The organism is Sulfolobus sp. E5-1-F, from assembly GCF_009601705.1.
GTDB lineage: Archaea > Thermoproteota > Thermoprotei_A > Sulfolobales > Sulfolobaceae > Saccharolobus.
Genome location: NZ_CP045687.1, coordinates 1 through 25,612, shown reverse-complemented (window position 1 = coordinate 25,612; position 25,612 = coordinate 1). Strand labels below are relative to the sequence as shown.

The window sequence follows — 25,612 nt, the reverse complement described above, 5'->3', positions numbered from 1 at the left end:
ATTAATATTATGCAATATACTATTCATGCAATAACCCACAACAAATGGGATAACTCTATACCTCCAATTATGACGATAAGTGATGGGGATATAATAACAGTAGAAACCAAAGAAGCTTCTGATGGCCAAGTCACGCCTTCATCAACAGAAAAAGATCTCATAAAACTAGACTTCTCAAAAATCCACCCATTAACCGGTCCCATAGAGGTAAAGGGTGCTGAGCCTGGAGACGCATTAGAGGTTGAGTTCTTAGAATTTAGGCATAAGGGATGGGGATGGACTGGAGTACTTCCTGGATTTGGATTTCTGGCTGATGAGCAATATACCGCACCTATAGATCTTCAAGGTCCCGCTCTCAAGATTTGGAAAGTTGATGAGAAATACGCTTATGCGAAATTTGGCGATTTAAACGTTAAAGTCCCCATATATCCTTTCCCTGGAGTAATAGGTACTGGATTACCATATAGGGGAAAGCTGAGTACAATACCTCCAAGGGAAAACGGAGGGAATATGGATATAAAACACTTAACTATAGGCACAAAGTTATATCTCCCGGTATTTGTAAATGGAGCGCTACTTTCCATAGGCGATACTCATTTAGCCCAAGGGGATGGCGAGGTATGTGGAACTGCAATAGAGGCACCCATGGAGGTTACAATGAAAGTTAGGTTAATTAAAAATGTTGGTTTAACTCAACCACTTTTCGTGGCTAAGAAAGTAAAGGAGATGGAATACGACGAATATATAGCGTAGCCTGGTATAGATCCTAACTTGTGGATTGCAGCAAAAAAGGCCATTAAGGGAATAATATCTATCTTATCCAAATACATGACTCCGGTAGAGGCTTACATATTGGCTAGTGTTGCAGTAAACCTTAGGGTTAGTGAGGTTGTTGATGTTCCCAACTGGATAGTTACGGCGTATTTGCCAAGGAACATTTTCGATAAAAGTGTGGAAGTGTTCTGATCAAGTTTAAATATTTTAAATATTTTTAAATCTTATATTTATGCATTTCTAAGAAAAATATTTAAGATAATCGTTTGATGTTAGAATTATGAAGGAAAACAAGGAGTTAGCTAGGGGAATCGTTTCATTGAGAGAAGTTATAGCTCAAGGTATTGGTGGTGCAGCTCCTGCGATGGCTAGTCTAGTAACATTAACTGGAGCTGCTGCTTATGCTTATGCCTCACTTCCTTTAGCAGTTCTAATTGCAACTTTAGGAGTTCTATTAGATGCGACTAGATTATCCATTACAAGTAGATATGTTCAGAGCGCTGGTGGGATATATGCCTTTATTTCTGCTGGATTAGGAAGAGCTATAGGTTATCTTATAGGATGGGCTTACGTACTATACGCTTTAACTGCATTAGTGTTCATCTACTTGTCAATCGGAGTCTTTCTACCTGGTGCACTACAAGTCTTAGGTGTTTCTACTCCATCGTGGTTGTGGATTCCATTGGTCATAGTAGTAGCCTTATTTGGAGGTGTCTTATCTTATTTGGGAGTAAGACCTTCTTTAAAGTTCACTTTAACGATGAGTATCCTTGAAATAGTTTTTATAGTAGCTACTTCTCTTCTAATATTTACCAAAGTTTCTCCAGATCCAAGTACGTTTACGTTTAAGTATTCCTCTCCATTTAATGTTGGTGTAGGAATGGCGTTTGTATTTCTGGCTTTTGCGGGATATGAGACGACATCAGTTTTGGGAGAAGAGGCTAAGGATCCTAAGAATACAATATCTAAGGGAGTATTTGTTGCAGCGCTACTAGTTGGTATAACATATATAATCGCAAGTGAAGCGTTTGTAGTAGGATGGGGCGTGAATAACATGTCTTCTTTCTTTACGGAACTTGTCCCTGGGATAATCCTAGGAGTAAAATATGGGGGTGTAGCTTTAGGTATAGTATTGACAATTCTTCTCATAAATAGTGGATTAACGGATTCCGTAACTTTCTTTAATACGGTATCTAGAGTAGTATATGCTATGGCAAGGGATGGTGTATTAGATAAGAGACTATATGACGTTCATCAAACTAATAAGACTCCGCATAAGGCTATACTGTTCTCGCTTATATTTTCCTTAGCGTATACTATTATCTTTTCACTGTTAATTGGTCCAGAAAATGTTTTCTTATCGGTAGGAATAACGACTACATTTGGATTCCTAATAGCGCTATTTACTGCTAATCTAAGTTTACTATTTATCTTAAGGAAAAATAATAGTCTAGGCTTATGGAATGTTCTTCTTACCGCAGCAATAAATGTAATATTATTATTTGTGGTATTCGCTAATATTGTAACTACATCAGTTAATGCGTATGTATTAATAGGAGTAGCGTCATTTATAGTATGGATGATAGCAGGCGTCATTTATAAAGTACTAAGAAAATAAAGAAATCTAAAAGTTTAAAATCTAAACTTTTTTCGATATCCCTACAAAGAATTGAAAAGCTTGTGGAGTTTGAGATTGCATGAATATCAGATAATTATCTTTAATTCCTACAAAGTAGTAAACACTACCATACTGACTGACGAAGCTCAAATTAAAGTAATGCATACCGTTAATAGTCGATACTGTGATGTTCTGTCCAGTACTTTTCAATAAATAGGTAAATAATGATGATATGTTTGATGAGTTTGCTATATCTATCGATATAAATGAGTTGTTGTACATTATGGTCTCAAAATAAAGGGTATAGTTTTTCGTTATAGCGTTGCCAAATTCCAAGAGCGAAATTGTCTCATTGGCGGGAAATAATAGTGGGTTAAGTTCTGGTGTTAAACCATTTCCGCTCTTCAAGGTCTCTATTTCTAGGTTCTCTATACCACTTAAGTCAAACTTACTCGAATTACCAGATATGTTTGCCGAAACCAAATACTTTCCAATCTTAACCCCTTTTAATGTAGTTGTTGAAGAGTTCAATTGAATTACACTGAGCGTAATTGTTTGATTTCCATTTTGGATATATTCTTGATATAAAGCTGTACCTCCGGGATATTGCTGGTTAACTGCACTGCTGTAATTCTCTTCAAATAAACCAGTTATGTTCCACCCATTCCCTAAGATTGAAGAAATTTTGGTTTGAGTAGGAAATACAACTTTTGTCAAATTGGTCTGCTGTGAAACGTTGTGAAGTAGGATAACAACACCAGATGCAATTAATATGACAGCAACGATTACAATGACCAAAACTAAATATAACTTCATGCTATCTAGTCGATGCTGAGTATAATAAAGCTATTTTTTATACTAGTTCCAGTGTAGCAAGTAGTTTCTGCTATGCTATGTAATTAATAATAATTTTGATAATAATAAGGTATTAAACTCACAATCACCAGAAAACGATACCGAATAATGCCATTCAACATAGCTTTCATCCTTAATACGTCTTACCATTTCTTCTAGTACTCTCTTCGTTAAGTCCTCTAATACTAATGAAGAGATGTTGGTCTCCTAACGTCCGAAAGGCATATCAAGTGTTATCATAGGGTAGGTAATAAGCCTACTAAACTTTATAGAAAATACCAAATTTCAAAGATTTGTCTCAAAAATTGTTAAACTGCGATGAAATCCAGATTCCTTATGGAGCAGAGGATGTTGCTATATTAACGTTTAACTCTTTTTCTGTTAGTTTCATTTCTCCATAAACTTCATCTTCGTAAAACCTTAGTTTAAAACCAAGTTTTCTCCCAATTTTTATCATCGGAGTATTTTCTGGTAAGGTGTAGAATTTTATTGTGCTTAAACCAGATTTTCTAGCCTCTTCAATTAGGGTTTTAACTAGTAAAGTTCCTATTCCTAATGTTCTGTAATTTCTGTCAACAACTAATGAGAACTCTCCATCCTTATGTAGTGACGCTTCTCCAACTACTTTTCCGTCCACTTCTGCTAAGAACGTAACATGATCTTCATTAGAAGCTATCTTCTTTGCATCTTCTTCAGTTATTCTATAAAGATGGAAGAATCTTAAATACAGATCTTCGTCACTCAAAGAGTTATATAAATGGTAAATTCTCTCCCAATCTTCCTTAGTAGCTTTCCTTATCTTTATCTGTTCATTCATCTTATTTATACTTTAAAATCTAGGTTTAAATATGTTACTGTAATGTTTAAACGTAGAAACTAAAGCTTATACCTACGAAGTATTTTATTAATAATAATACCTAAAATGAATACTTTTTATCCTCTACATGAATCGACATATTTTGCAGTATGGAAATACGCTGTTTAATACTTTAGTTAAACATTCTTCTTTATTTTTATCTTTACACTCAAACAGTTTATAATTCATTTTAATTGCTTCAAGGATTTTGTTTCGATCAGCCGCTTTAACTATTAGAATATCGATTTTCTTTGGGGTAGTATTTTGCTTAGCTATTAACCCATCATCACTTATTAAGTAGAAAGTTTCATTATCATCTTCAAATTTCACAGTTACCTCTCTACTCATTAAAATAATTGTGTAGTAATACCTTAATAAAGATAGTGCAAAGAATTACACTAATCTCTTAGTTAGTTAAATTTTGTGTTGCTTTATAATTACTAGAAACTTTTAAATAAGTGAAAACTTTCACAAAAATTATAATTACCGATATTATATAGTAGCATAATCTATGTATCTAATTTAAACCTCCCTTAGGTACTCTCGTGTAATGCTTGAAAAGTTTGTACTTAGGGAAAAATCTAGTTTGTGAATTCTTAAGTTATTATTAGATTTACATAATATAATAAACCACCTTACCAATGTTTTTAAACATTAGGAAGTAAGTTCATATTTTTAGTAGGGATACTCTTATTTACCATTATATCTATAATTATATACTGATAACTCATGCGAATAAGCTGGATGATAGGAGGAGCTCAAGGTTCGGGTGTAGACACTTCCGCTAATATTTTTGGCAATGCCGTAGCTGCTAGCGGTTATTACATATATGGAAACAGAGAGTATTACTCCAATATCAAAGGTAGACATTCCTATTTTAACCTAACCATTAGTGATAAACCACCAAGAAGTATAGCCCAGCAAGTTGAGATTTTAACCAGTTTCGACGCAGAAACAATATTTCAGCATTTCAATGAAGTAAAAGAAGTATTAATATATAGTACAGAGGTTGAAAATACTAAGGCTGAACAAATCCAGAGTATGGAAACAGAAATAACTGAACACGTAGTTAAATTCTTGAAGGAAAAAGGGTATGGGACTACAGTAAAGGACGTAATAAATTATTTAAAGAAGGAGAGAGGAGTTAAGGTAATACCAATCGATTACATGGAGATCTTAAAGAAGGTCGCTGATCAGGCTAAGGTGCAGTTAAGCGTTGCAGATAGAGCAAGGAATACCATAGCTATTGCGGCTTCTTACAAACTATTAGGGTTAAAAGAGCAATATCTATTAAACTCTATAACCAGAACCTTTAGACAAGAGGTTTTCGCTAAGATAAATACTATTGCAGCGCAATTAACAATGCAGCAAATCCAACCAATGTACGATCTACCTGAATTACCTAACAATGAAGAGAAAATAAACTTAGATGGTAATACGGCAGCAGCAATTGGTAAGATTTATGGTGGATTAAGGTTCCAGTCATACTATCCAATAACCCCAGCAAGTGATGAGAGCGTTTTCATAGAGGCACATCAAACTGTATTTACTGTAGATCCCAAGACTGGAGAAAAAAGGAAATCTACGATAGTGGTTGTTCAAGCTGAGGATGAATTAGCGGCAATAAATATGGCTTCTGGAGCTGCCTTAACTGGGGTAAGAGCAGCTACAGCTACTTCAGGTCCAGGATTTTCCTTAATGGTTGAGGGAATGGGATGGGCTGGAATGAACGAGGCACCGGTTGTAATCACCTACTATATCAGAGGAGGTCCCTCGACTGGTCAGCCAACTAGGACCTCTCAAGCCGATCTAATGTTCGCTTTAAATGCAGGGCATGGTGAATTTCCGAGAATAGTTATAGCCTCCGGTGACCACGTTGAGGCTTTCCATGATGGTACTTGGGCACTTAACCTAGCTCAAAAATATCAAACCCCAGTAATACACTTGGTAGATAAAGCACTAGCTAACTCCTATTCAATTATTCCTAAGAAAATGTTAGGAATGGAGAATATAAGGATAGAAAAAGGTAAGATTGTAATTAATTCGAATATCCCTGAATTAAAGAGATTTGAAATAACTGAAGATGGTATATCCCCATTTGCTCCATTAGGTACTACTAGGATTCACTATACTGGTGACGAACATGACGAATACGGGTTCATAGCAGAAGCTAGTGAGAATAGAGAGAAGATGTATGAAAAGAGGATAAAGAAGCTGTTTACAGCAGACAAGGAAATTCCAGAGGAGAGCAGGGTTAATATTTATGGGAACACTGATTCAAAGATAGCAATAATAACATGGGGATCTCCTAAGGGAGCAATATTGGATGCTATGGAAGAGCTGGAGAGTGAAGGAATCAGACCAATGTTAATTCAGATAAGGATGTTTAGCCCATTCCCCAAGAACCTAATGAAGAAGTTACTAAGTGGGAAAGAGTTAATAATTGATGTGGAGAGTAATTACTTTGGACAAGCTGGTGAGGTGTTGAAATTGAACACAGGTATCGAACCTACACATTATATATTAAAATGGAATGGTAGACCTATGATGAGAGATGAGGTAAAGGAAGGTATAAAAGCAGTTATTCAAAAAGGAGAAAAGAGGGTGGTGTTACATGGCGGCGCTTAAGGTAGAGTGGAACGATTGGTGCCCTGGTTGCGGTAATTTCGGTATATTGAGTGCAGAGCAACAAGCAATCCAAGAACTTGGCTTAGATCCCAAAAAGGTAGTGCTAGTAAGTGGTATAGGTTGTTCTGGAAAAATTCCTCACTTTATTAGGTTACCAGCAAGTGGAGTACATACGTTGCATGGCAGAGCATTAACTTTCGCTATTGGAATAAAACTAGCTAACCCATCGTTGGAAGTTATTGTAAATGGTGGAGACGGTGACCAATTAGGTATTGGTGTAGGGCATTTCGTAAGTGCAGGGAGGAGGAATGTGGATTTAACTGTAATAGTTCATAACAATGGTGTTTATGGATTAACTAAAGGTCAAGCTTCACCCACGTTGAAGTTGGGTGTTAAGACTAAGAGTTTACCAAAACCAAATATCAATTCCGATATTAATCCAATAGCTCTTGCAATAAGTTCTGGATATACTTTCGTAGCTAGGGGTTACGCATATGATGTGAAACATTTGAAGGAGATAATAAAGAAGGCTATTAAGCATAAGGGATTAGCAATGATTGATGTATTGCAACCTTGCCCAACTTATAACGATATCCATACTAAGGAGTATTATGATAAGAGGGTTTACAAGTTAGATGACGACCCAACTTGGGATCCAATAGTTAGGAAGCCAGAAGAGGCAGAAGATAAGATGAGTAAGGCTATATTGAAAAGTATGGAGTGGGGAGACAGAATACCAATTGGTGTATTTTATCAAAATGAATTAGTATCAACTTACGAGCAAAGAATTGCTGAAAGATCTCCGTCATATTTAGATAATCCGCCAGCAAATGATTTAATAGAATTTGAAGGAAAACCGACTACTGATATTGAAGATATTTTGAAAGAAAGAAGAGTAGTCTAAGATATAATATTTCTTTTTTCTTTTTATCTCTTTTACAATTTTTATTTTGATTCAATGAAATCCTTGAAATAAGGGGACTAGGTTCATACACCTACCCGAGAACCTTAGATTACATCCTTTTTTGTGAAATCTTAAAAACTATCAAGAGTACTCATTATAGAGGTAAAATTGCCGGAACTCAAAGTTGTTGTTTCAATAAAGCAAGTTCCAGATGTGGATGAGCTAAGGATTGACCCTGTAACTAATAATTTGGTAAGGGAAGGAGTACCAGCTGTTATTAATCCTCCAGATTTACATGCAATAGAAGAGGCTGTTAGATTAAAGGAAAGATATGGAGCAAAAACTATTGTCATAACTATGGGTCCTCCACAAGCTGATTCTGCACTTAGAGAAGCCCTAGCAATGGGAATTGATGAAGCTTATTTGATAAGTGATAGGGCAATGGCTGGAGCTGATACTTGGGCAACCTCCTATACTATATCTAAGGCGATTCAAAAGTTGGGTGGAGCAGATCTAATACTCTTCGGTAGAAGAGCAGTTGATGGAGAGACTGAACAAGTAGGACCTCAGACAGGGAAATGGCTTGGGGTCCCAGTTATAGGTTATGTAAGCGAAATAAAGAAGTTAGAAAAGGATAAAATAGTAGTAACTAGGACCACTGAATTTGACGAAGAAGTTATTGAAGCTCCCATCCCCGCAGTACTGACCATATTGGAAATCGCAAACAAACCGAGGCAACCTGATATATTAAGCTTAATTAAAGCTAAAACGGCCAAAGTTACAGTGTGGAACAAGGATGATATAAAGGCTGAACCAAACAAAATCGGTTTAGCTGGTTCTCCGACTAAGGTAATAAAAGTTCAACCTCCACCCAAGACTAGAAAGGCTGAGATAATAGATGGTAAGAAAGATGTCGAAAAAGCAGCGAAATGGTTTTTAGATAAGATTTTCGAATCGTTAAAAGAGGATGAAAGTACATTAAAGGAGTATGTAAAGCCTAAACCTAAGGTTAAGGTGAATGGTGAAATTTGGGTATATATTGATCATATTGGAGAGAAACCAAATAGGGCGTCTTTTGAGATTATGGGAGAGGCAAGAAGAATTTCCGATCTAATGGATACTAGTCTTTCTGCGGTAATAGTAGGTGGTGAGGCTACTAAATCCTTAATAGAGGAGACTTTTGAATATGGTGCAGACAAGGTATATTTTGTCGAAACTAAGGGATTCGATAGATATGATAACGAAGTGTATACTAGGGCATTAGCCAAGCTTATAAAGAAGTATAAGCCAGAGGCAGTATTTTTCCCAGGAACTAGAAACGCTAGGGAACTCGCGTCAACTACTGCAATTGAAGTAGATACTGGATTAATTGCTGATTGTACTAGCTTCGATGTAGATGACAAAGGAGTTTTACTTTCAACAAGACCAGACTTCGGAGGTAAAGAGATGTCTACTATAATATGTCCTAGACATAGACCAGTAATGGTTACCGTTAGAGCTGGTGTATTTATGCCATTACCAAGAGTTCCGGGTAGAAAAGGAGAATTAGTGAGAGAGGAAATTGATGATCTATTCACCAGACTTAAGGTATTAGATTATAGAGTTATAGAGAAGAGGAATGTATTAGCGGAAGCAGATATAGTGGTTGGTGTAGGTAGGGGTATTAGAAGTCCAGAAAATATAAAGATGGCTGAGGAATTAGCCTCGTTATTAGGTGGTGTAGTAGGAGTTTCTAAGCCATTGGCAGATATGGGTTGGTATCCCAAGGATAGACAAGTTGGTCAAACTGGTACAACAATTAGACCTAAAGTTTATATAGCGTTAGGAATTTCTGGTGCAGTACAACACTTAGTTGGTATATTATCTTCTAGAAGAATAGGGGCGATAAACTTAGATCCAAGTTCCCCAATTTTCGAGAATTGTGATTTTGGAGTAGTAGGTGATATCTTCGAGATAGTACCTAAAATGATCGAATTGCTTAAGAAAAAAGAGGTGAGCTAAGAATGAAATTCGATATAGTTGTAGTTGGAGCTGGACCAGCTGGTTCATCAGCTGCAATAACAGCAGCTAAAGGAGGAGCCAAAGTCTTATTACTAGAAAGAGGTCCAGAACCAGGTTCTAAAAACGTCTCTGGAGCAATGATAAGGCTAGATGATTTCTCTTCAGTTTATGATGTATCTTCTATACCAATAGAGAGAAAAGTAAAGAATGTGGATTTGATCTTACTTAGTGACTCAAATAGAACAAGAATCAGCGTAAATGTTGAATCAAATTTGGCAACTGCTGCAAGGTTAAAATTAGATAAGTGGATGGCTCAACAAGCAGAGAAAGCTGGAGCAATACTAATAACAAAAACTACTGTATTAGGAGTTGAAAGAGAAGGAAATGAGTATAAAGTAGAAACTGATAGAGGAGAAGTAAGGGCAGATAGGGTAGTACTAGCTGAGGGCGTGAACGCACTAGTTTCAATGAAAGCTAACATAAGACCAGACCTAACTCCAGATAATGCAGTACAAACAGTTAAGGAGGTTTATAGTTTAAACAAGGATGAAGTTAATAAACGATTTGGATTCAAAGCTGATGATGAGGGTGTGAGTTGGAGAATATTAGGAACAGACCCAGTTCCATATGCGGGCTTTCTTTATGTATATAAGGATGCCATAGCAATAGGTGCTGGAATTCCAATGAAAATACTTATAAAGAGAAAAATAACACCTTATACAGTCTTAGACGAGGTTAAGGAGAGATTGGGCTTAAATGATTTAGTCAAAGGAGCGTCATTGAGAGAGTATTCTGCAAAGGTCATACCAGAATATGGATTTCCATCTTGGAAAGCTTGTTCTGGTAAGGTTTATTTGGCTGGAGATGCAATAGGTCTGGTGGATCCATTAACATTTAATGGTATAGGTCCCGCAGTGGCTTCTGGAGTAGTTGCAGGGAAGGCATCACTAGAATCTTATGAGTGCAGTAAATACGAGAGTGAATTAATGAAAAATAGGGAAGTTAGAAGAGTTGTAAATGGTAGACCACTAGTGAAGGAATTGGTAGAGGAGGAGAACTTCAAATATTATGTGAAAACTATAAATGATCTTCTACACGGTTGGGTTTATAGCGACTTTTCTAAAGTTAAATTAGACACGTCTAAACTACTTAAACACTTATTATTAGGTATAGGGGTGTTTAAATCATGAGAGTAGAGGAAAAACTTTACACTTTAAGGTATAAGAAGGACGAACAACCTCATTTGGCCATAATCGATCCTAACAAATGTCTTAAATGTGAAGAAGTTAACGGAGTTCCTCAACCTTGTATTTCGGTCTGCCCTGCAAATGTCTATTCGTGGATAAATCAAAGAATTGTAATATCTTATGAGAATTGTGTGGAATGTGGCGCTTGTAGAATCGCTTGTCCCTATTCTAACATCTCTTGGAAGTATCCAAGATATGGACTAGGTATAGCATTAAGATATGGTTAAAATTCAGGGTACAAGCGTCTAATTCCCCTAACTTCTAACAAGTAGATTTTTTTATCTTCCATTGCCCATTCAATATTGATACTTCTCTTAAATATATTTTCTACAGCTATAACCATGTTTGCAATCCTTATTGCATCAATATCATTTAAGCTTTCAGCTAAAGCTTCCTCTTTGCTTAGTTCAACGGTTTTTATTTTTCTTTCGTTAAAATCATAAGTTAATTTCATAACTTTCTCAGAAATCCTCTTACTTACCAGCGATCTGGAAGCTTTACTTACTATGTATTGATCTGGAGTAACCATACCTTTAGTTACACTTTCACCAAGACCAAAAGATGACTCTATAAATACGTAATCTGGTTCTTCAGTTAAGGGATGTATTGAAAATGCAGTCCCTGCACTAGATGGGTTTATCATTGTTTGAACAAGAATTGCCATCCCGGCCTCATTACGAGTCAGAATCCTATAAGCTATTGCTCTTGGATTAAAATACGACGCAATAACTCTCTTAATACTCGGAATGAGATTCTCCTTAGTAACGAATAGGTCAGTTTCATACTCACCAGCGAAACTTGCACCACTTAAGGAAGATGTAGCTGTAGCCCTTACCGCAACGTATTTTGAGCCTAGTTGGGAGAATCTTTCATATATTTCTTTTTCCATTTCCTCAGGCAATTTTGACATAATGATCATGTTTTTGACCATTTCACTTTTCTTTTCAAGATCTGTTGTATCGTTTAAATTGACAGAAGACAGTATTTCTCGTATTTCGTCATCTAGATCCTTAATTGCCTCATTTACTCCTCTGGCTGATACTATAAATCCTCTAGGGATATTAAATCCCATCTTATATAATTCACCTAAGTAAGCGCTTTTTCTACCTACAATAGAAACCATTGATAAACTAACTTCCTCTAGGAGGTATGTATAATTCATAAATTACATCTAGTTAGATAGGTTTAAAATACTACCTATTAATAATGTTAAAAAGTTATCATCTAGTATATTCTTTCATCATGAGTGTAAATGTTGAAACTTTTTCCCCTTAGAAAACCTATGAGGGTCAGTCCAGCTTCTTCAGCAATTTCAATAGCTAGGCTAGTAGGAGCTGAAATTCCACATATTATCGGTATTCCAGCTTTTATCCCTTTACTAACGATTTCATATCCTAACCTTCCACTAACTTGCATAATGTAATTACTTGCTGGAACCTTATTCTCTAATAGAAGTTTACCAACAACCTTGTCTACAGCGTTATGTCTTCCTACATCCTCATATATAAGTAATAATTCCCCTTGAGGATCAAATAGCGCTGTAGCGTGAAGACCCCCGCTAATGTTAAACACACTTTGTTTTTCTCTCAATTTTTCCGGAAACGAGAAAATAAGCTCTTTTTTGACTTTCAGATCCGACTTGAGTATATTTAACGTGTATAAAAAGGCTCTACCACAAACTCCACAACTTGAATTTACAATTAAGTCCCTTATTTTTACTTTAACTGGGTTATTCAATCTAATCTCGATAACGTTATCCTCCACCTGCTCAATACTCTTAACGTCATTAATAGAGTTTATTACACCTTCGGAGTATAGAAAACCCAAGGAAAGCTCCTTATCATTTCCTGGCGTTCTCATTATTATAGCAAAGTCTTCACACTTTTCAAAGCAAATTTTTATATTTAATGGTTCCTCCACTGCAACGAAATCACTATCTGCGTATTTATCATTCTCCTTAACCCTTACTAAGCTAAACCTCTTTACTTGCATTTCCAATCGCCTTAAGTATCTTTAGTAGTAAATATAATCCTCTTTTTACGTCCGGGTCATTCAGCTGTTTAATTAACTCAGTTAAACTAACATCCCTAGCTTCCTCTTTCCCACTTAATACACCATATATTACATTAACATTTCTTATCAACATTGCATTCTGCTCAGCTAAGAAGGTCAAATTATAGTCAAGATTATTCACAATTCCTACTAGCAAAGGCAAGATGCCAGTCTTTTGTAGAGCGTTAATTAGTTTCAAAAAGTTCTCTATAGCCTCCCTACTGTCAATGAATTGTTCAATTAATCTGTCAATGGCCTGAACTCCTCCCTCTTCCATTTCTTCTCCACCTCTATACCAATTTGTCTTCTCCTTTCATTAACATGAAATCTCCAATTGTCTAAAGGTAAGGGACTTTCACCTTTGCCCTCCTCTATTTTCTCGATAACGACCGGTGTATCCTTATAACCTGGAGTTCCACTGGCTTTATCTATCACTAATCCAGTTAAGTTATTTACACCCTTGGAAGGATCCGATGCGTAAAGAGGTATAAAGATTTCTTCGCCCTCTACCCTATCACTAACTATAGCCCTTGCTTTAATTTCTCCACCGAATTTGGACTTGACAAGTACAAGATCACCGTTTTTGATTGAGTACTTAGAGGCTAACTCTTTAGAGACCTCTACAAAAGTCTCGGGAACTTTTCTCCTTAAACCTTCAACTCTTCTGGTCATATTGCCTACATGGAAATGCTCTAATACCCTTCCAGTATTTACAGTCACCTTATGAACTTCATCCTTAAGTTCTGGTGGCTTCCAAGTTAATGGATAAAGTATAGCCTTACCATCTTTAGTAGTAAAGGCGTTTGTGTAAAGTAGTGGGGTATCGCTTCCATCCTCATTAACTGGCCACAGCAGGCTATTAAATCCCTCCAATCTTGAATAACTAACTCCGGCAAATATAGGGCATAATTTAGCTATCTCATCCATTATCTCTGCCGGATGTTTATAGTTCCAATTAGCTCCTAACTCATTAGCAACCATCTGAATTATTTCCCAGTCGGGTTTAGAATCACCTAGCGGTTCCATAGCCTTGTAAAACCTTTGTATTCTTCTTTCGGTGTTGACAAAAGTGCCATCTTTCTCTAGGCTAGCAGATGCTGGCAATATTACATCGGCTAACTTTGCAGTCTCAGTCATGAACATATCTTGTACCACTAGGAAGTCTACTTTTTCTAAAGCTTGTTTAGTTAAAGGAGTTCCACAATCAACCATAACAGTATCCTCACCAACTATATATAACGCGTGAATTTTCCCTTCCAACACGCCCTCTATCATTTGAGGTATCTGTAATCCAGGCATTCTGTTTAGCTTTACACCCCAAGCTTCCTCGAATTTTCTTATTACATTTTCATCCTCTAGCTTTTGATATCCGGGTAAATAATTAGGTAAACAACCGAAATCGCTAACTCCTTGAACGTTATTATGACCTCTCATTGGAAAAGCTCCACTACCAGGTTTCCCATAATTCCCAGTTATGAGTAATAGGTCTGAAATTATCGTTGAAGTATCAGCCCCACCCAAATGTTGAGTTACCCCCATTCCCCATAATACCGCTACACTATTAGCATTGTGGATCATTTCAGCAAGTTTAATTATTTGCTCTTTAGGAACATTAGTTACACTTTCCACATAATCTAGCGTGAATCCCTTTATGGATTCCTTGAACTCCTCAAAGCCATTAACCCTCTTATTTATAAATTCCTTATCAATCCATCCCTGATCAATAAGGTATTTTGCAACACCAGCCAAAACTGCTGCATCAGTTCCAGGTTTAGGTTTGATAAATAAGTCAGCCCTTTCAGCAATCTCATGTTTCCTAACATCGATTACCACAATCCTTGAACCCTTAACCTTCTTAGCCCTTTTTACCTTACTTCCTATCACGGGATGGCTCTCAGTGGTATTGTGTCCAACAATTATAATTAGGTCTGCTTTTTCAATATCCTTAATTGTACCAGAATCAGCACCTATTCCCACTGTTCTCCACAAGCCAACTGTTGCCGGAGCTTGACAGTATCTTGCTGAGTTATCTACATTATTGGTGCCTATTATAGCCCTTGCCAATTTCTGCAATAGATAAGCCTCTTCATTGCTCATCTTATCTGAGGCTATGAAACCAATGGAATCTGGACCATATCTTTCCTTAATTTCCTTTAACCTCTTAGCTATGTATGAAATAGCCTCATCCCAACTAGCTTCCCTGAACTTGTCCCCTTCTCTTATTAATGGTTTAGTGATCCTCTCTGGACTATTTACGAAGTCCCATCCAAACTTACCTTTCACGCAAGTTAGAATACCATTAGCTGGTGATTCCGGTTTCGGCTCAACTTTTACTATCTTTCTACCCTTAGTCCAAATCTCAAACGAACATCCAACACCACAATATATACACACAGTTTTAGTCTTCTTTATTTGTGAGTCTCTAGCCCTAGCCTCAATCTCGCTGAAAGTCATTAATAAACTGAAGTTGTCCTCAGCCTTCCCTATGGCTTCTATTGCCTTTTTCTTTAAATCCTTATTAATCCAGGTGAGATATCCAGCCTCTCCCAACATTGACTTCTCCATCAACGCATTAACTGGACAAACTGTAACGCATGTACCACAATTTACACAAGAGGAGTTACCTATTGGATTGCCATTATCCCAAACAACCCTAGGGGGATTGAGATCCCAATTAATCCATATTACCTCGTTTACCGCAAAGTCTTGACAAGCCTCAACACATCTTCCGCATAGTATACATTGAGATGGATCATATACATAGAAGGGGCCACTATCGTCAACTTGATAAGGCTTTTCTATATACTTTTGAGAGTTAATATTCAATTTTATTACTGCTTCGTGAAGAACACAATCACCATTATTGTTTTCACAAATACTACAGTAAAGCTTATGATACCTTAGTATTCTGGAGATTGCGGTTTTTCTTGCTTCCATAGCTCTTTTAGAGTTGACTGAAATTCTCATTCCATCTTCGACTATTGTTGAACAAGCTCTAGCTAGCTTCCCGTTAACCTCAACTAAACAAGAATCACAGCTTTCTATAGGAACTAGTCCTTGGTTGTAACATATGTGTGGAATGTAAATACCATTCCTCTTTAGCACTGATAAAATTGTCTCTCCTTCATTAGCTATATTCTCTTTATTATCTATAGATAGTTTTACTGGCACGAAAAATCATCTCTCGTGGAGCTCTTAAAAAGTTTGTTACTAAAATTTTCAAAAGTTAAAAAATAAGGAGCTCGCTAGATTACTTACATAAGTATACGCTATTAGGGTATATCTCTCCTTATCATCACATTTGAATATTCCATAACTCGAATTACAGATTGATATCCTTCGTATTGTATAGTATTTCCTCTTTTTAGAGTACATAATCTACATTACTTTATGCATATATATAAATCTTTATTACTAATTTTGGATATTTTCTTATTTAAAATGACCATTTAGTTCATAAGAAGTAGTATAGATCTAAATAAACTACTGCGAGATACATTATTATCCAAGTTATAGGGATAATGTATTTGAATAATATAGGATTTTTGATACCTCTTGAAAGCAATAATGACCCAAATCCAGAAACAGTATGTAAGATGAAGAATAGCGCTAATGGAATTATTAGAACTAGGTGCAATTCTAAAGAGTTTCCTCTATTTAACAAGTTAAAGGTTAATGTACTAATTATATTCGAAGTTTGAGGCCCTGCACCGAATCCCGAAATACCCTCTAAGATTGATAAGACTAGTAGGATTATTGAAGTATCTTTTCTGAAATTAGAGCTATAAATTGAATCCTTAAAGGTTGGATCAAAGGCCTTAGTAGAAGATATAGAAGTTGTCATTAGTCCTAATATCCAAACTGGTTGATAGATTAACGTAAATGTCGGAATTATTGCCGAGATAATCATTCCAATGTTACTTTTTCGCATAATCGGGGTACCCCAGAGATTCCCAGTAGCCTAAAACGTTTTTAGATGTGAAGTGAAGCCTAACTAACCATTTAATATAAGTATATCCCCACCATCCCGGTACTGCAAGCCTAACTGGATATCCATGCACTTGTGGCAATGGTTTACCATCAGCCATGTAAGCTACTAGTACATTTGGTTCCTTTGCCTTCACTATAGGCAAATCTGCAGTGTAGCCATCAGCACTATATCCAACTATTTTTATCACATTAGAGTGAGGTTTAACCATGTCGATTATATAACTTAATGGTACTCCTTTCCAGACGATATTTGCTCTGAGAAAGTAGGGGTCTGAAACGCATTGAAGCGTATCCTTAACCTCAATTGAAGGCATGTTAAGTAGATCTTGATAAGTTAATTGCACTGGGTTCTCGACTTCACCATCTACTGTTAAAACGTAGTTACTCAGTAGTATATCGGGTACAATTTGACTATATTGAGCCACATACCAAGAACCAAATGGTGTTAAACCATTTTGAGCATGTTGCATTTCACTAATTGATAACCTACCCAAGACCGACAATGATGAGGAAATGAGGAGTAATTTTAAGAAATTCCTTCTATTTGTTAGCCTCACGACTGAAATAATGAGGCAATGCTATTAAGGATTTTCCCAAATCCAAGCGGTTATTTAAAATATTATAACATTAAATCCTACTTGTGAATAAGGATAAAGTTTGGAATAGGATAGTTATACCGATCTTAGAAAATCTAGTTGCACCATATTCAGTATTTAAGAGGATCTATATTCAAATTATATTGTTAGGTGTAGCAGTACTCATTAACGCAATAGTTTTTGTAAACTATCAGCATTTAGACTGGATTTCCGCTATATACACTGGAGTGAATGTAGTAACTACAGTAGGATTATAATCACCTAACATTTACCAAATGTCATCTACCGAAAAGATAGCATTAACGTTAACTATTATTCTTGCGGTAGGGTTATATACTAGCATAATACAGAATATTGTAGCTACCTTAATAAGTAGAGCTACATGGAATGACGCAAAAGCCAGATGGAGAGGCAGACATATGAAAGGTCATCCTATTTTAATAGGTAACGGTACTGAAATACTTAGCGCGGTTAGGAGACTAAACAGATTTGGTGTAGACTACATTGTGCTGACCAGTTCTAAAGACATTGCTAACGGTATCAGAGGAGATGCAGTAATCCTAGGTGATCCTAAGGACGATAATAACTTAATTTCAGCTGGTATCAGTTATGCAAAAAATGCTATAGTTATAATGGATAACGATATGGAAGCTCTGTTAATAACACTTAAGCTACAAAAACTTAACCCTCCCCTAAAAGTAATAGTTGCAATTAATGATTACTCATTAACTGATCTCTTTAAGACTGCTGGAGCAGATTTGGTAATACCGAGTGAAGACATTATAGGCAGAATAGCAGCTAGTGCTGCTCTCTCAACAAATATTGCAAGCTTAATATTTCCAGAAAGAACTGGAGATATGATAATTGGAATCTTTGAAGTTAGGAAGGTGAAGAAAATTAGTGATTTGCCTAATGAAGTTATTCCGTTAGCTATTATTAGAAACCACAAAATAGATCCTTATTTTAATAAGGATACAGAACTGAACCCCGGAGATCAGTTAATAGTCCTAGGAAATCCATCGACTTTTCAAAAGGTTAGGGAACTCCTAGAGTTGTCTGATTAAAAGAGTTCCTCCAAAAACTTACATCGAAGTACCATTAACTTATCGGAAAAATTTTTATCATGATAATTTCTTGTTAGGTTTTAATATTGAGTTCTAAATTTCAATCTATTCCTATAATATTTTCGCTGTTATTAAATTTTCCGATAATATTTATAACCTTCTACTTATATATTATCATATGCAACTTCAACGGCGTAAAAGAGGAGAAATGGAAATAATACTTGATATATTGAAAAGTTGCGATCCTGAATGCGGTGTTACAAGGGTTATATATGGCGCTGGCATAAATTATGCAGTAGCTCAGAAATATTTAGATCAATTAATAAAAACAGGTGCTTTAAGCATTAAAACTGAAAATGGAAAGAGGCTCTATGAAATAACTGAAAAGGGTAAATTGTTGAGGGCACATATTGAGGAGTTTATAAAGATAAGAGAGAATTTGTATTATGCTAGGGAGAAAGTCATCGAACTTTTAAAACCCAACGTGGATAAACAATAATAAGTAGTCAAAGTTTTCTCTTTATTCTCTCTAGTCGAATTTTCTCATCAAATATTTTCTCTAGCTCATTTAATTTATTGGATATGTATACTCTTAACGGTAAATATATAATATATAAATTCTGAAGTAATACGGTAATATTTACTTTATCCTCGATACCTTGAATATTTATTTTTCCAGAGATGTTTGGTTGTTTATAAAATTCAATTACGTGAGTAATTGTATAAGATCCAACATATTCTCTGCCATGGAAAATAACGGGTAATCCTCCTATATCCCCTTCACATCTATATAATTTATCAGAACTCAGAATAAATTTCCTAACCGGCAAAACTAAAGGTATGAAAAATTCTGGATTAGCTATTATTTTGACTACTATATCGATATCGTGCTTGGTTTTTATTATCTTTGTCCATTCCATTATATATTAGTGTGGCTTTGTGTATAATAAAGTTTAAACTATAACATATAATATAATCTTTTAATACATTTCTATTTTAGTATTAGACTTGATCTATAATTTAACTCTTTTTCTTAAGTTCCCAGTAAACCTTATCGAATGCCTCATTTACTAAACTTAATATGTCATTGAGTTGATTTATATCATCGAAATGTAAAATAATAGTAAAAGCGTTTGTACCTCCATTTTTTCCCGTGAAGTAAATTTCTGGTAATCTGATTTTCATTTTAGGATAGTAGTTTCCTGAAAATGACGTCAATTTGAAATACCTTAAAAACTTTTTAGGATGATAATACCAAGACTAAACAATGAAAATAACGAGTCTCTTCAACAGACGATTTGCAAGGGTAAGGAAGTACCTAGAGAAAGTGAAGAAGACGCTAGGCAGTAAATCCCTAGTGAAGTTACTGGGCGCATCTCTGATCGAAGATGGATCAATGAGGACCAAGTGCACCACGGCTGGAATTGACTACGAATACGCCTTGAGGAAGTTAGAGGAGGTCGCTAAGGTCGATCTAATCGAAGTAGTGAAGGAATTAGTAGGGGAACACAAGGTCCAGCTCTCAATAGACGACACACTAAACGAGAAATACTACGCTGAAGCCGCGTGGGTCTCAGCTCACATGACCCAATTCTTCTACTCCAGGAAGGATAAAACCTACATCCCAGCACACCAAATCCTTGTAGCCACAATAAGGGACTTGGAAACCAACGAGGTCTACTTGATCCACCTCGAGATCTACCTACCACAAAAAGTCGTGAATATCTTGAAACAAGAAGGGAAGCCAGTCCAGTTCAGAACGAAGATCGAAATCGCAATTGAGCTGATAGAGAAAGTGAGGAGGAGGCTTAACGTTAGTTCAATAGCGTTCGATTCGTGGTACGTGAACAGGAGAACTCTTCTGCCCGGTGTTGTTTCGGAACTTAAGGCGAGCGCGCGGGTTACCGAGGGAGGTAGATCCGTGCCGGTCGCCGAGTTCCCCGAGGGAGAGTTCTCCGTCACGTACCTCGGCGTTCCTATTAAATTAATTGTAGTTAATAATTATAAAGGTTGCGGGAGGAGGTACTTCTTCACGACCGACCTAACCATGACCTCTGAGGAGGTAATAACGACTTGGGAGAATAGGTGGGATGTTGAAACTGTGATAAGGGATTTGAAGGTCCTAGGCCTTAGGAGCAGTTCGTTCAAGAGCGTAGTCAAGATCCTCGGATACATGAAGCTTGTTGGCCTAGTTGTGAACTTCCTCCACATCTTGAAGTATGAGCTCGGTTCCCACCTTGGTGTAAAGGCTCTCTCAAGGTACTTGAAAAACGTTTATGGATACTTCCTTGACTATAAGAAACTATTCAGACTACGATAAAATCTATAAAGTACTATTAGGAAAAGAGTCATTAATATAAGCCTTAGCTAAATTAAGTAGATCGTTAGCTGGAACGTCTGCATTAATCAATAATTGATAAGGATATATTAAGGAGTGTTCAGATTCCAATTTTTGAAATACAGTATTTACTAGAAACGCTGAATTAGGTATCTTGATAGTGTTTCCATTAATTGTCTTAATTTCTGTAAAGAGTAGTGATATCTTACTTACTTACTTCTCCGATAATTGGGCCTCCCCATATCCATGATATTAATGAAACGGAATCGTTCAGCCTTATGGTTCTACTAGAAGTCACTAATATTCCAGATAGTATTTTGCGCAATAGTTTGGACTGCTAAACCAATTATAATACCACCTACGGCCCCACCAACTAATACTCCAGTTAAGTTTACTTTTAATGCTGCTAGTATTACAAGAACTAAAATTGTATAAAATATGATATCGAGGGCGACTTTTATACTAGATGCAGTACTTTTCTCTAATTTTATTAGTAATTGATTGTAAATTACACCTTGTAAAATTCTTATAATGTAAAAACCACCTATGGCTATTATAATAACCGTTAATGCTGTAAAGGCATCAGAGGTATACGTGGATATTTGAGGAAAGTAAAACGTTAGTGCTTTCAAAATTACACTGACTACATAGTCCACAAGGGCAAAAATTACTAGAGTGAGAAGAATTTTTATGAAGGGCCTATAATCCATACTATAAAACTTTAAACCATGGGTAATAAGCGTTGCGAGAATTATTTTAACTGATTTATTGAACGTGAGCTAACTACTCTCAGAGGATAGAGAGTTTTGCTTCACAGCCCCATATCTCGCCAAGTACAGTAAGCAGTCGTTTTATTTATGAGTAGGCACCTAAAGATAGGACATTAAAGGAAAAACATAATGAATTGATAACCTCACCCACATGAAGTTTTCTGCATATAGTTTGTAAGGACTACAACAATAGATTTAGGACAAAAATAAAATAGCATAACCCCATACTATATATAGAATCCCATGAAGATTGAGAATGAAGGTCGTGTCAGCGACCGACTATGAGACTCTTCATGGGACCTTTTTCAAAAATCAACAGAATGAAAGGTAAGATAAGGAAAAATAAGCTAACAAAGAACAATTTGTGTATTAAAGTTATAAGAGAATTCTGGGAAATATTACTAATAAGTTCAAGAAAACCACTGTAATTTTCAGCATTACTCCAATATCTTGAATACGGTAATGAGACTACGTAAGGTGACTTATCACCAAAGATTCTGATCTCGTCACTGGAAATACTGTAATTGCTAACTGGACTTCCATTTAAGTAATGTACTAACCCGGTATAATTCTCGTTGTAGTATACTAGAATTGGACCAAATGTTTTCACCAGTCTTATTCCGGTGTAATTTATCTGCGATGTTGAAAGAAGATATTTCATTCCATAAAACGGGCTAGTTAGATTATGGATAAAGCTAGGATCATAAACGAAGCCACTAAATCCCGGCAAATATTGTAAGTATTGATACTGAGTTGCTAAAGAGTAAACATTACTCGGATTATTTTGAGCTAAGTAATCATAAAGTTGATAATACCAAGTAGGTACTGCTTGTGGGCTAAAGGAGAAGATCGAATAAGTTGTTGCTTGCAAACCTCCAGTATTTGTAAGAAGAACTATTAATATCAACGAGAGTAAAGGTATTATGAGCTCCTTAGTTCTTTTTAGATAAAACAAACTTATATCCAGAAGACCGAAACTTAGTAGGTATACCTTAGTTTGGAATGTTGTTATAGCAGCAAGCAATGCAGAAATGATTGGAATATTGAATTGAAAGTTCTGCAAAATAGAATAAATTACAAGTAGAAATCCTAGTGAGGAAATTGTGGCCAAAGCGTATTTATTTTTATATGTAAAAGCGGTAATTATTACAATAGCGAATAGAAGAGCTGACACTATTGTAGAATAATAGGCTAATCCTAATCTTACTAGAGTATTTGATGGGGAAACTAATACGCTAGGGACAACGCCTATGTATAAGTAAATTTCCCAAGATAGTTCTGATAGAAATCCCAGTAGATCAGCCAGAATAGGGTAGATTAAAAACGAATATTTTTTCTCTCTAATTGATAGTAAGATAAAGGGTAATTGAAAAAAGAAGGAGAAGAGAAACATTTGAAAGAAGAAGATCTGGCCAATTACCTCTACAATACTCAAATAAATGAAATATTTCAATCTATCCTTTGCGTCGTTTAGAATTTTGTATGTAAGATAGTACACTAGTGGTTGTAACGAGTAGACTAAAAGTATACTTTCACCATCTCCAGCATAAAATATTGAAATTGCAATAGGGTTTAATGTAAAGATCAAAGGTAAGATTAGTCTTTTAAATAAATCGCCTTTCTTTCCTAACGTAAAGTAAATAGAAATTGGCCCTATTATGAAAGCGAGGAAGTTCAACGTTTTTATGAGGTTGTTGTTACCCATCAAGAGGGATAAATAGTATTCTATCGTAGCTGATGGCGTATATAACCAGGATTTGTAGGTGGAAGTATTGTAGTATCTCCCAGTGTGTAAGGAGGAGATAGTATATAATTCCTCAGCGCTATTAAAAATATTATTACAAAAACTGATACGTAAATTATATCATCTCTTTTTATTAGTCCTTTTAGGTGCATTGAAATCACCGAGATACAGAGCTAATAGTAAAACGAAGAAATATACAAGGGACGAGTAGAGAAGAAAAGGATATGAGACCAATTTAATACTATACAGAAGCATAGCCTCGAGTATAAGTAAAAATAGAGAGAAACCAATAAGTCCTTTGATCCAGTTCTGCACGCTATTATCTTAATCGCATTAGGATTAAACTTTTTCCCCAAGCTTATCTTCTTTCAAATCCAAACTTCTCATACATCATTAATGTCTGTCTATCTAAGCTCGCCTTTACTCTCTTTAACACATCCATGAAATCCTCTAACTTTACTTCAGTCTTAAATTACCGTTAATTGACGCCTCTCTTAGTAAATTCCTCTTTACTTCCTCCACAACTAGTTTTAAATCTGCTGGAGTATAATTCTCGGTAAGTTCAGCAACCTTTGAAATAACATCTCTACTTACAGTTAGATCTCTTATAAGCACCTCTAATACTTTTCCCTTCCTTCCTTATTTGGTGGAGGGATGTAAATTATCTTATCGAATCTGCCAGCCTCAATATTGCTGGGTCTAAGTCCCAAGGTCTGTTAGTAGCACCAACCACTATTACGTTATGGATTTCCCTTAAACCATCCATTTGCCTTAATAATTCCGTTAAGGCATTTCTCCATTCATTAGCCATTCTATTCCTCGCTATCATATCTATCTCATCAATGAATATAATTGCCGGTGCGTTATCTAGGGCAATATAGAATTTCTCAGCTATAATCTTTGGGGCATCTAGAGGACCAGCACTACTTACCTCCTCTCCAGACAGTTCTATGAAATTAAACCTCAAGTCATTAGCTAGGGCCTTAGCAATACTAGTTTTCCAGTCCCAGGTGGGCCATATAGGAGTATGCCTTTAACCGGATATATTCCATTTCTCGGCAAACTCCTTATTGGTTATGGGTAATACTATTGACTCCCTTATTATCCTCTTAACCTCCTCTAAATCTCCTAAATCATTCCAAGAAATGTTAGGAACACCATACGTCTTTATTATTAGTTTTATCCTTTCATATTTTCTAGCAATATTTTCAAATTTAATTATAGTTGAAAGTTGAATAGATGGTTTGTAATTCTCAATTTCTCTTAGAAAGTCTTCAGTTTTTGGACTATTATTCTTACTCATAACCTTATCAACAACGTTCTTAATATCTGCAGGAGAAAATCTTTCACTCTTTTTAGCCAATAGGGAATAATTTACGTCTTCCCTCTTTATGTAACCCCTCCATATTTCCTCTCTACTTTTCTCATCTGGTAAAGCCACGTAGATTACTTCGTCAAATCTCCCTGGTCTTAAAAACGCTTCATCAATTTCTTGAGGTACATTTGTCGCTCCGATTATTAACACCCTTAAGCTCTTATCGTGTAAATCTTGAAGTCTCATTAACATTATATTTACTAACCTATGAGTAACTTCATGCAGATCACTCTGCCTACTCATAGCTAGGCTATCCAATTCGTCTATAAACACAACAGCTGGTGTGTTCATTTCTACTTGATCGAAGAAACTATCTAACAATAGTTCACTCTCACCATACCACTTACTTAATATTTTGCTTGGTCTCAACTCAAAGAAAGCCCAGCCTAATTTATTTGCTAGAGCCTTCGCAATTGTTGTTTTACCAGTTCCAGGTGGACCAAAGAGTATTACTCCGTATGCCCTTCCCTCTTGAACCATTTTAGCTAATTCTTCCAATCTTATTTTAACATCTTTTAAATCATATATTTCATCCCATCTAATATTAGGAATATATAAACTTTAGGTCTTCTATTTTTAGTAGTATTTCCTATCATCATCCTCCTAGAGAAATAACCAGAAAATTAGTGGAACAAGGAAAAATAGTATTGTTAGTATTATCTCCAAGATCAACTGAATAGTATTACTGCTCAATCCTATCAGTATACTAGAGTTATTAGAAGACACTGTCGACATACATTTTTTTTTTCCTCTCAAACCTTTTATCTTTATATGATCCAAGATTTTCTCACATTATAAAA

Annotated in this window: 18 protein-coding genes and 6 pseudogenes; 10 read left to right on the top strand and 14 right to left on the bottom strand. The window is 35.9% G+C overall.

The genetic code is table 11. The annotated features are described in order from the left end of the window. The first annotated feature begins 9 nt into the window (after positions 1 to 9). Positions 10 to 966: pseudogene (locus tag GFS03_RS00120) on the top strand (acetamidase/formamidase family protein). A gap of 88 nt (positions 967 to 1,054) precedes the next feature. Further along, positions 1,055 to 2,392 carry an APC family permease gene (locus GFS03_RS00115; RefSeq protein ID WP_153421939.1) on the top strand — a complete coding sequence of 446 codons (1,338 nt, stop codon included), beginning with the start codon at positions 1,055 to 1,057 and terminating at the stop codon, positions 2,390 to 2,392. A gap of 21 nt (positions 2,393 to 2,413) precedes the next feature. Here GFS03_RS00115 and GFS03_RS00110 read toward each other — a convergent pair whose 3' ends face one another. The 3 genes from GFS03_RS00110 to GFS03_RS00100 form a co-directional block, all read right to left on the bottom strand. Further along, on the bottom strand, positions 2,414 to 3,208 hold the full coding sequence (locus GFS03_RS00110; RefSeq protein WP_153421938.1) for a hypothetical protein: 795 nt from the start codon (positions 3,206 to 3,208) through the stop codon (positions 2,414 to 2,416). A 373-nt stretch (positions 3,209 to 3,581) separates the two neighbouring features. Next, on the bottom strand, positions 3,582 to 4,064 hold the full coding sequence (locus GFS03_RS00105; protein WP_153421937.1) for a GNAT family N-acetyltransferase: 483 nt from the start codon (positions 4,062 to 4,064) through the stop codon (positions 3,582 to 3,584). Between the two features lie 123 nt (positions 4,065 to 4,187). Next, a complete protein-coding gene (locus GFS03_RS00100) occupies positions 4,188 to 4,451 on the bottom strand; it encodes a hypothetical protein (RefSeq protein ID WP_153421936.1) in 264 nt (87 codons plus the stop codon). A 381-nt stretch (positions 4,452 to 4,832) separates the two neighbouring features. Between GFS03_RS00100 and GFS03_RS00095 the strand changes: the two genes are divergently transcribed. The 5 genes from GFS03_RS00095 to GFS03_RS00075 all read left to right on the top strand — a co-directional run bounded on the left by GFS03_RS00095 (position 4,833) and on the right by GFS03_RS00075 (position 11,110). Continuing rightward, positions 4,833 to 6,731 carry a 2-oxoacid:ferredoxin oxidoreductase subunit alpha gene (locus GFS03_RS00095; protein WP_153421935.1) on the top strand — a complete coding sequence of 633 codons (1,899 nt, stop codon included), beginning with the start codon at positions 4,833 to 4,835 and terminating at the stop codon, positions 6,729 to 6,731. Then, a complete protein-coding gene (locus tag GFS03_RS00090; RefSeq protein WP_153421934.1) occupies positions 6,718 to 7,635 on the top strand; it encodes a 2-oxoacid:ferredoxin oxidoreductase subunit beta in 918 nt (305 codons plus the stop codon). Before GFS03_RS00095 ends, GFS03_RS00090 begins: the two co-directional genes overlap by 14 nt. Before the next feature lie 168 nt (positions 7,636 to 7,803). After that, positions 7,804 to 9,636 (top strand): FAD-binding protein, encoded by a 1,833-nt coding sequence (locus GFS03_RS00085; protein WP_153421933.1) that lies wholly within the window; start codon positions 7,804 to 7,806, stop codon positions 9,634 to 9,636. A 2-nt stretch (positions 9,637 to 9,638) separates the two neighbouring features. After that, positions 9,639 to 10,826, top strand: a complete 1,188-nt coding sequence (locus tag GFS03_RS00080) for an NAD(P)/FAD-dependent oxidoreductase (RefSeq protein ID WP_153421932.1) — start codon at positions 9,639 to 9,641, stop codon at positions 10,824 to 10,826. Further along, positions 10,823 to 11,110: a ferredoxin family protein gene (locus GFS03_RS00075; protein ID WP_153421931.1), complete on the top strand. Its 288-nt coding sequence runs from the start codon at positions 10,823 to 10,825 to the stop codon at positions 11,108 to 11,110. The genes GFS03_RS00080 and GFS03_RS00075 overlap by 4 nt, the downstream gene beginning before the upstream one ends. Here the strand turns inward: GFS03_RS00075 and GFS03_RS00070 are convergent. The 6 genes from GFS03_RS00070 to GFS03_RS00045 all read right to left on the bottom strand — a co-directional run bounded on the left by GFS03_RS00070 (position 11,107) and on the right by GFS03_RS00045 (position 17,482). Continuing rightward, on the bottom strand, positions 11,107 to 12,045 hold the full coding sequence (locus tag GFS03_RS00070; RefSeq protein ID WP_153421930.1) for a PEP/pyruvate-binding domain-containing protein: 939 nt from the start codon (positions 12,043 to 12,045) through the stop codon (positions 11,107 to 11,109). The two genes, GFS03_RS00075 and GFS03_RS00070, sit on opposite strands and share 4 nt — an antisense overlap. Positions 12,046 to 12,107: 62 nt before the next feature. Continuing rightward, positions 12,108 to 12,875: a formate dehydrogenase accessory sulfurtransferase FdhD gene (fdhD, locus tag GFS03_RS00065; RefSeq protein WP_153421929.1), complete on the bottom strand. Its 768-nt coding sequence runs from the start codon at positions 12,873 to 12,875 to the stop codon at positions 12,108 to 12,110. Then, positions 12,856 to 13,212, bottom strand: a complete 357-nt coding sequence (locus tag GFS03_RS00060; RefSeq protein WP_153421928.1) for a DUF1641 domain-containing protein — start codon at positions 13,210 to 13,212, stop codon at positions 12,856 to 12,858. Before GFS03_RS00060 ends, fdhD begins: the two co-directional genes overlap by 20 nt. Continuing rightward, positions 13,176 to 16,106, bottom strand: a complete 2,931-nt coding sequence (gene fdhF / locus GFS03_RS00055) for a formate dehydrogenase subunit alpha (RefSeq protein WP_153421927.1) — start codon at positions 16,104 to 16,106, stop codon at positions 13,176 to 13,178. Before fdhF ends, GFS03_RS00060 begins: the two co-directional genes overlap by 37 nt. A 283-nt stretch (positions 16,107 to 16,389) precedes the next feature. Continuing rightward, complete coding sequence (locus GFS03_RS00050; RefSeq protein ID WP_153421926.1) at positions 16,390 to 16,866, bottom strand: hypothetical protein; 477 nt, start codon at positions 16,864 to 16,866, stop codon at positions 16,390 to 16,392. After that, a complete protein-coding gene (locus GFS03_RS00045; protein ID WP_153421925.1) occupies positions 16,853 to 17,482 on the bottom strand; it encodes a molybdopterin-dependent oxidoreductase in 630 nt (209 codons plus the stop codon). Before GFS03_RS00045 ends, GFS03_RS00050 begins: the two co-directional genes overlap by 14 nt. An 83-nt stretch (positions 17,483 to 17,565) precedes the next feature. Between GFS03_RS00045 and GFS03_RS00040 the strand changes: the two are divergent. Both GFS03_RS00040 and GFS03_RS00035 read left to right on the top strand, forming a co-directional pair. Then, positions 17,566 to 18,585: pseudogene (locus GFS03_RS00040) on the top strand (potassium channel family protein). A gap of 178 nt (positions 18,586 to 18,763) precedes the next feature. After that, a complete protein-coding gene (locus tag GFS03_RS00035; RefSeq protein ID WP_153421924.1) occupies positions 18,764 to 19,084 on the top strand; it encodes a DUF4364 family protein in 321 nt (106 codons plus the stop codon). 7 nt (positions 19,085 to 19,091) lie between these two features. Here GFS03_RS00035 and GFS03_RS00030 read toward each other — a convergent pair whose 3' ends face one another. Together GFS03_RS00030 and GFS03_RS00025 are read right to left on the bottom strand one after the other, a co-directional pair. Next, the gene (locus tag GFS03_RS00030) at positions 19,092 to 19,505 is read right to left on the bottom strand and encodes an STK_08120 family protein (RefSeq protein ID WP_153421923.1); all 414 of its coding nucleotides are present in this window, start codon (positions 19,503 to 19,505) and stop codon (positions 19,092 to 19,094) included. A gap of 100 nt (positions 19,506 to 19,605) precedes the next feature. Continuing rightward, a pseudogene (locus GFS03_RS00025) lies at positions 19,606 to 19,776 on the bottom strand (mechanosensitive ion channel family protein); the annotation flags it as partial. Between the two features lie 76 nt (positions 19,777 to 19,852). Between GFS03_RS00025 and GFS03_RS00020 the strand changes: the two are divergent. Further along, on the top strand, positions 19,853 to 20,905 hold the full coding sequence (locus GFS03_RS00020; RefSeq protein ID WP_153421922.1) for an ISNCY family transposase: 1,053 nt from the start codon (positions 19,853 to 19,855) through the stop codon (positions 20,903 to 20,905). A 21-nt stretch (positions 20,906 to 20,926) separates the two neighbouring features. On the opposite strand, the pseudogene GFS03_RS00015 reads toward GFS03_RS00020, so the two are convergent. The 3 pseudogenes from GFS03_RS00015 to GFS03_RS00005 all read right to left on the bottom strand — a co-directional run. Next, a pseudogene (locus GFS03_RS00015) lies at positions 20,927 to 21,633 on the bottom strand (mechanosensitive ion channel domain-containing protein); the annotation flags it as partial. A gap of 328 nt (positions 21,634 to 21,961) precedes the next feature. Next, positions 21,962 to 23,589: pseudogene (locus tag GFS03_RS00010) on the bottom strand (hypothetical protein). Between the two features lie 206 nt (positions 23,590 to 23,795). Further along, positions 23,796 to 25,547 (bottom strand): annotated as a pseudogene (locus GFS03_RS00005) (AAA family ATPase). Between the last annotated feature and the right edge of the window lie 65 nt (positions 25,548 to 25,612).

What these genes read in the sequence shown, in the direction of transcription:
- GFS03_RS00070 (WP_153421930.1), bottom strand. Translation starts at nt 12,045, where the DNA reads ATGAATTATACATACCTCCTAGAGGAAGTTAGTTTATCAATGGTTTCT.
- GFS03_RS00090 (WP_153421934.1), top strand. Translation starts at nt 6,718, where the DNA reads ATGGCGGCGCTTAAGGTAGAGTGGAACGATTGGTGCCCTGGTTGCGGT.
- GFS03_RS00030 (WP_153421923.1), bottom strand. Translation starts at nt 19,505, where the DNA reads ATGGAATGGACAAAGATAATAAAAACCAAGCACGATATCGATATAGTA.
- fdhD (WP_153421929.1), bottom strand. Translation starts at nt 12,875, where the DNA reads ATGCAAGTAAAGAGGTTTAGCTTAGTAAGGGTTAAGGAGAATGATAAA.
- GFS03_RS00060 (WP_153421928.1), bottom strand. Translation starts at nt 13,212, where the DNA reads ATGGAAGAGGGAGGAGTTCAGGCCATTGACAGATTAATTGAACAATTC.
- GFS03_RS00095 (WP_153421935.1), top strand. Translation starts at nt 4,833, where the DNA reads ATGCGAATAAGCTGGATGATAGGAGGAGCTCAAGGTTCGGGTGTAGAC.
- GFS03_RS00020 (WP_153421922.1), top strand. Translation starts at nt 19,853, where the DNA reads ATGAAAATAACGAGTCTCTTCAACAGACGATTTGCAAGGGTAAGGAAG.
- GFS03_RS00115 (WP_153421939.1), top strand. Translation starts at nt 1,055, where the DNA reads ATGAAGGAAAACAAGGAGTTAGCTAGGGGAATCGTTTCATTGAGAGAA.
- GFS03_RS00100 (WP_153421936.1), bottom strand. Translation starts at nt 4,451, where the DNA reads ATGAGTAGAGAGGTAACTGTGAAATTTGAAGATGATAATGAAACTTTC.
- GFS03_RS00080 (WP_153421932.1), top strand. Translation starts at nt 9,639, where the DNA reads ATGAAATTCGATATAGTTGTAGTTGGAGCTGGACCAGCTGGTTCATCA.
- GFS03_RS00075 (WP_153421931.1), top strand. Translation starts at nt 10,823, where the DNA reads ATGAGAGTAGAGGAAAAACTTTACACTTTAAGGTATAAGAAGGACGAA.
- GFS03_RS00105 (WP_153421937.1), bottom strand. Translation starts at nt 4,064, where the DNA reads ATGAATGAACAGATAAAGATAAGGAAAGCTACTAAGGAAGATTGGGAG.
- GFS03_RS00035 (WP_153421924.1), top strand. Translation starts at nt 18,764, where the DNA reads ATGCAACTTCAACGGCGTAAAAGAGGAGAAATGGAAATAATACTTGAT.
- GFS03_RS00110 (WP_153421938.1), bottom strand. Translation starts at nt 3,208, where the DNA reads ATGAAGTTATATTTAGTTTTGGTCATTGTAATCGTTGCTGTCATATTA.
- GFS03_RS00050 (WP_153421926.1), bottom strand. Translation starts at nt 16,866, where the DNA reads ATGCGAAAAAGTAACATTGGAATGATTATCTCGGCAATAATTCCGACA.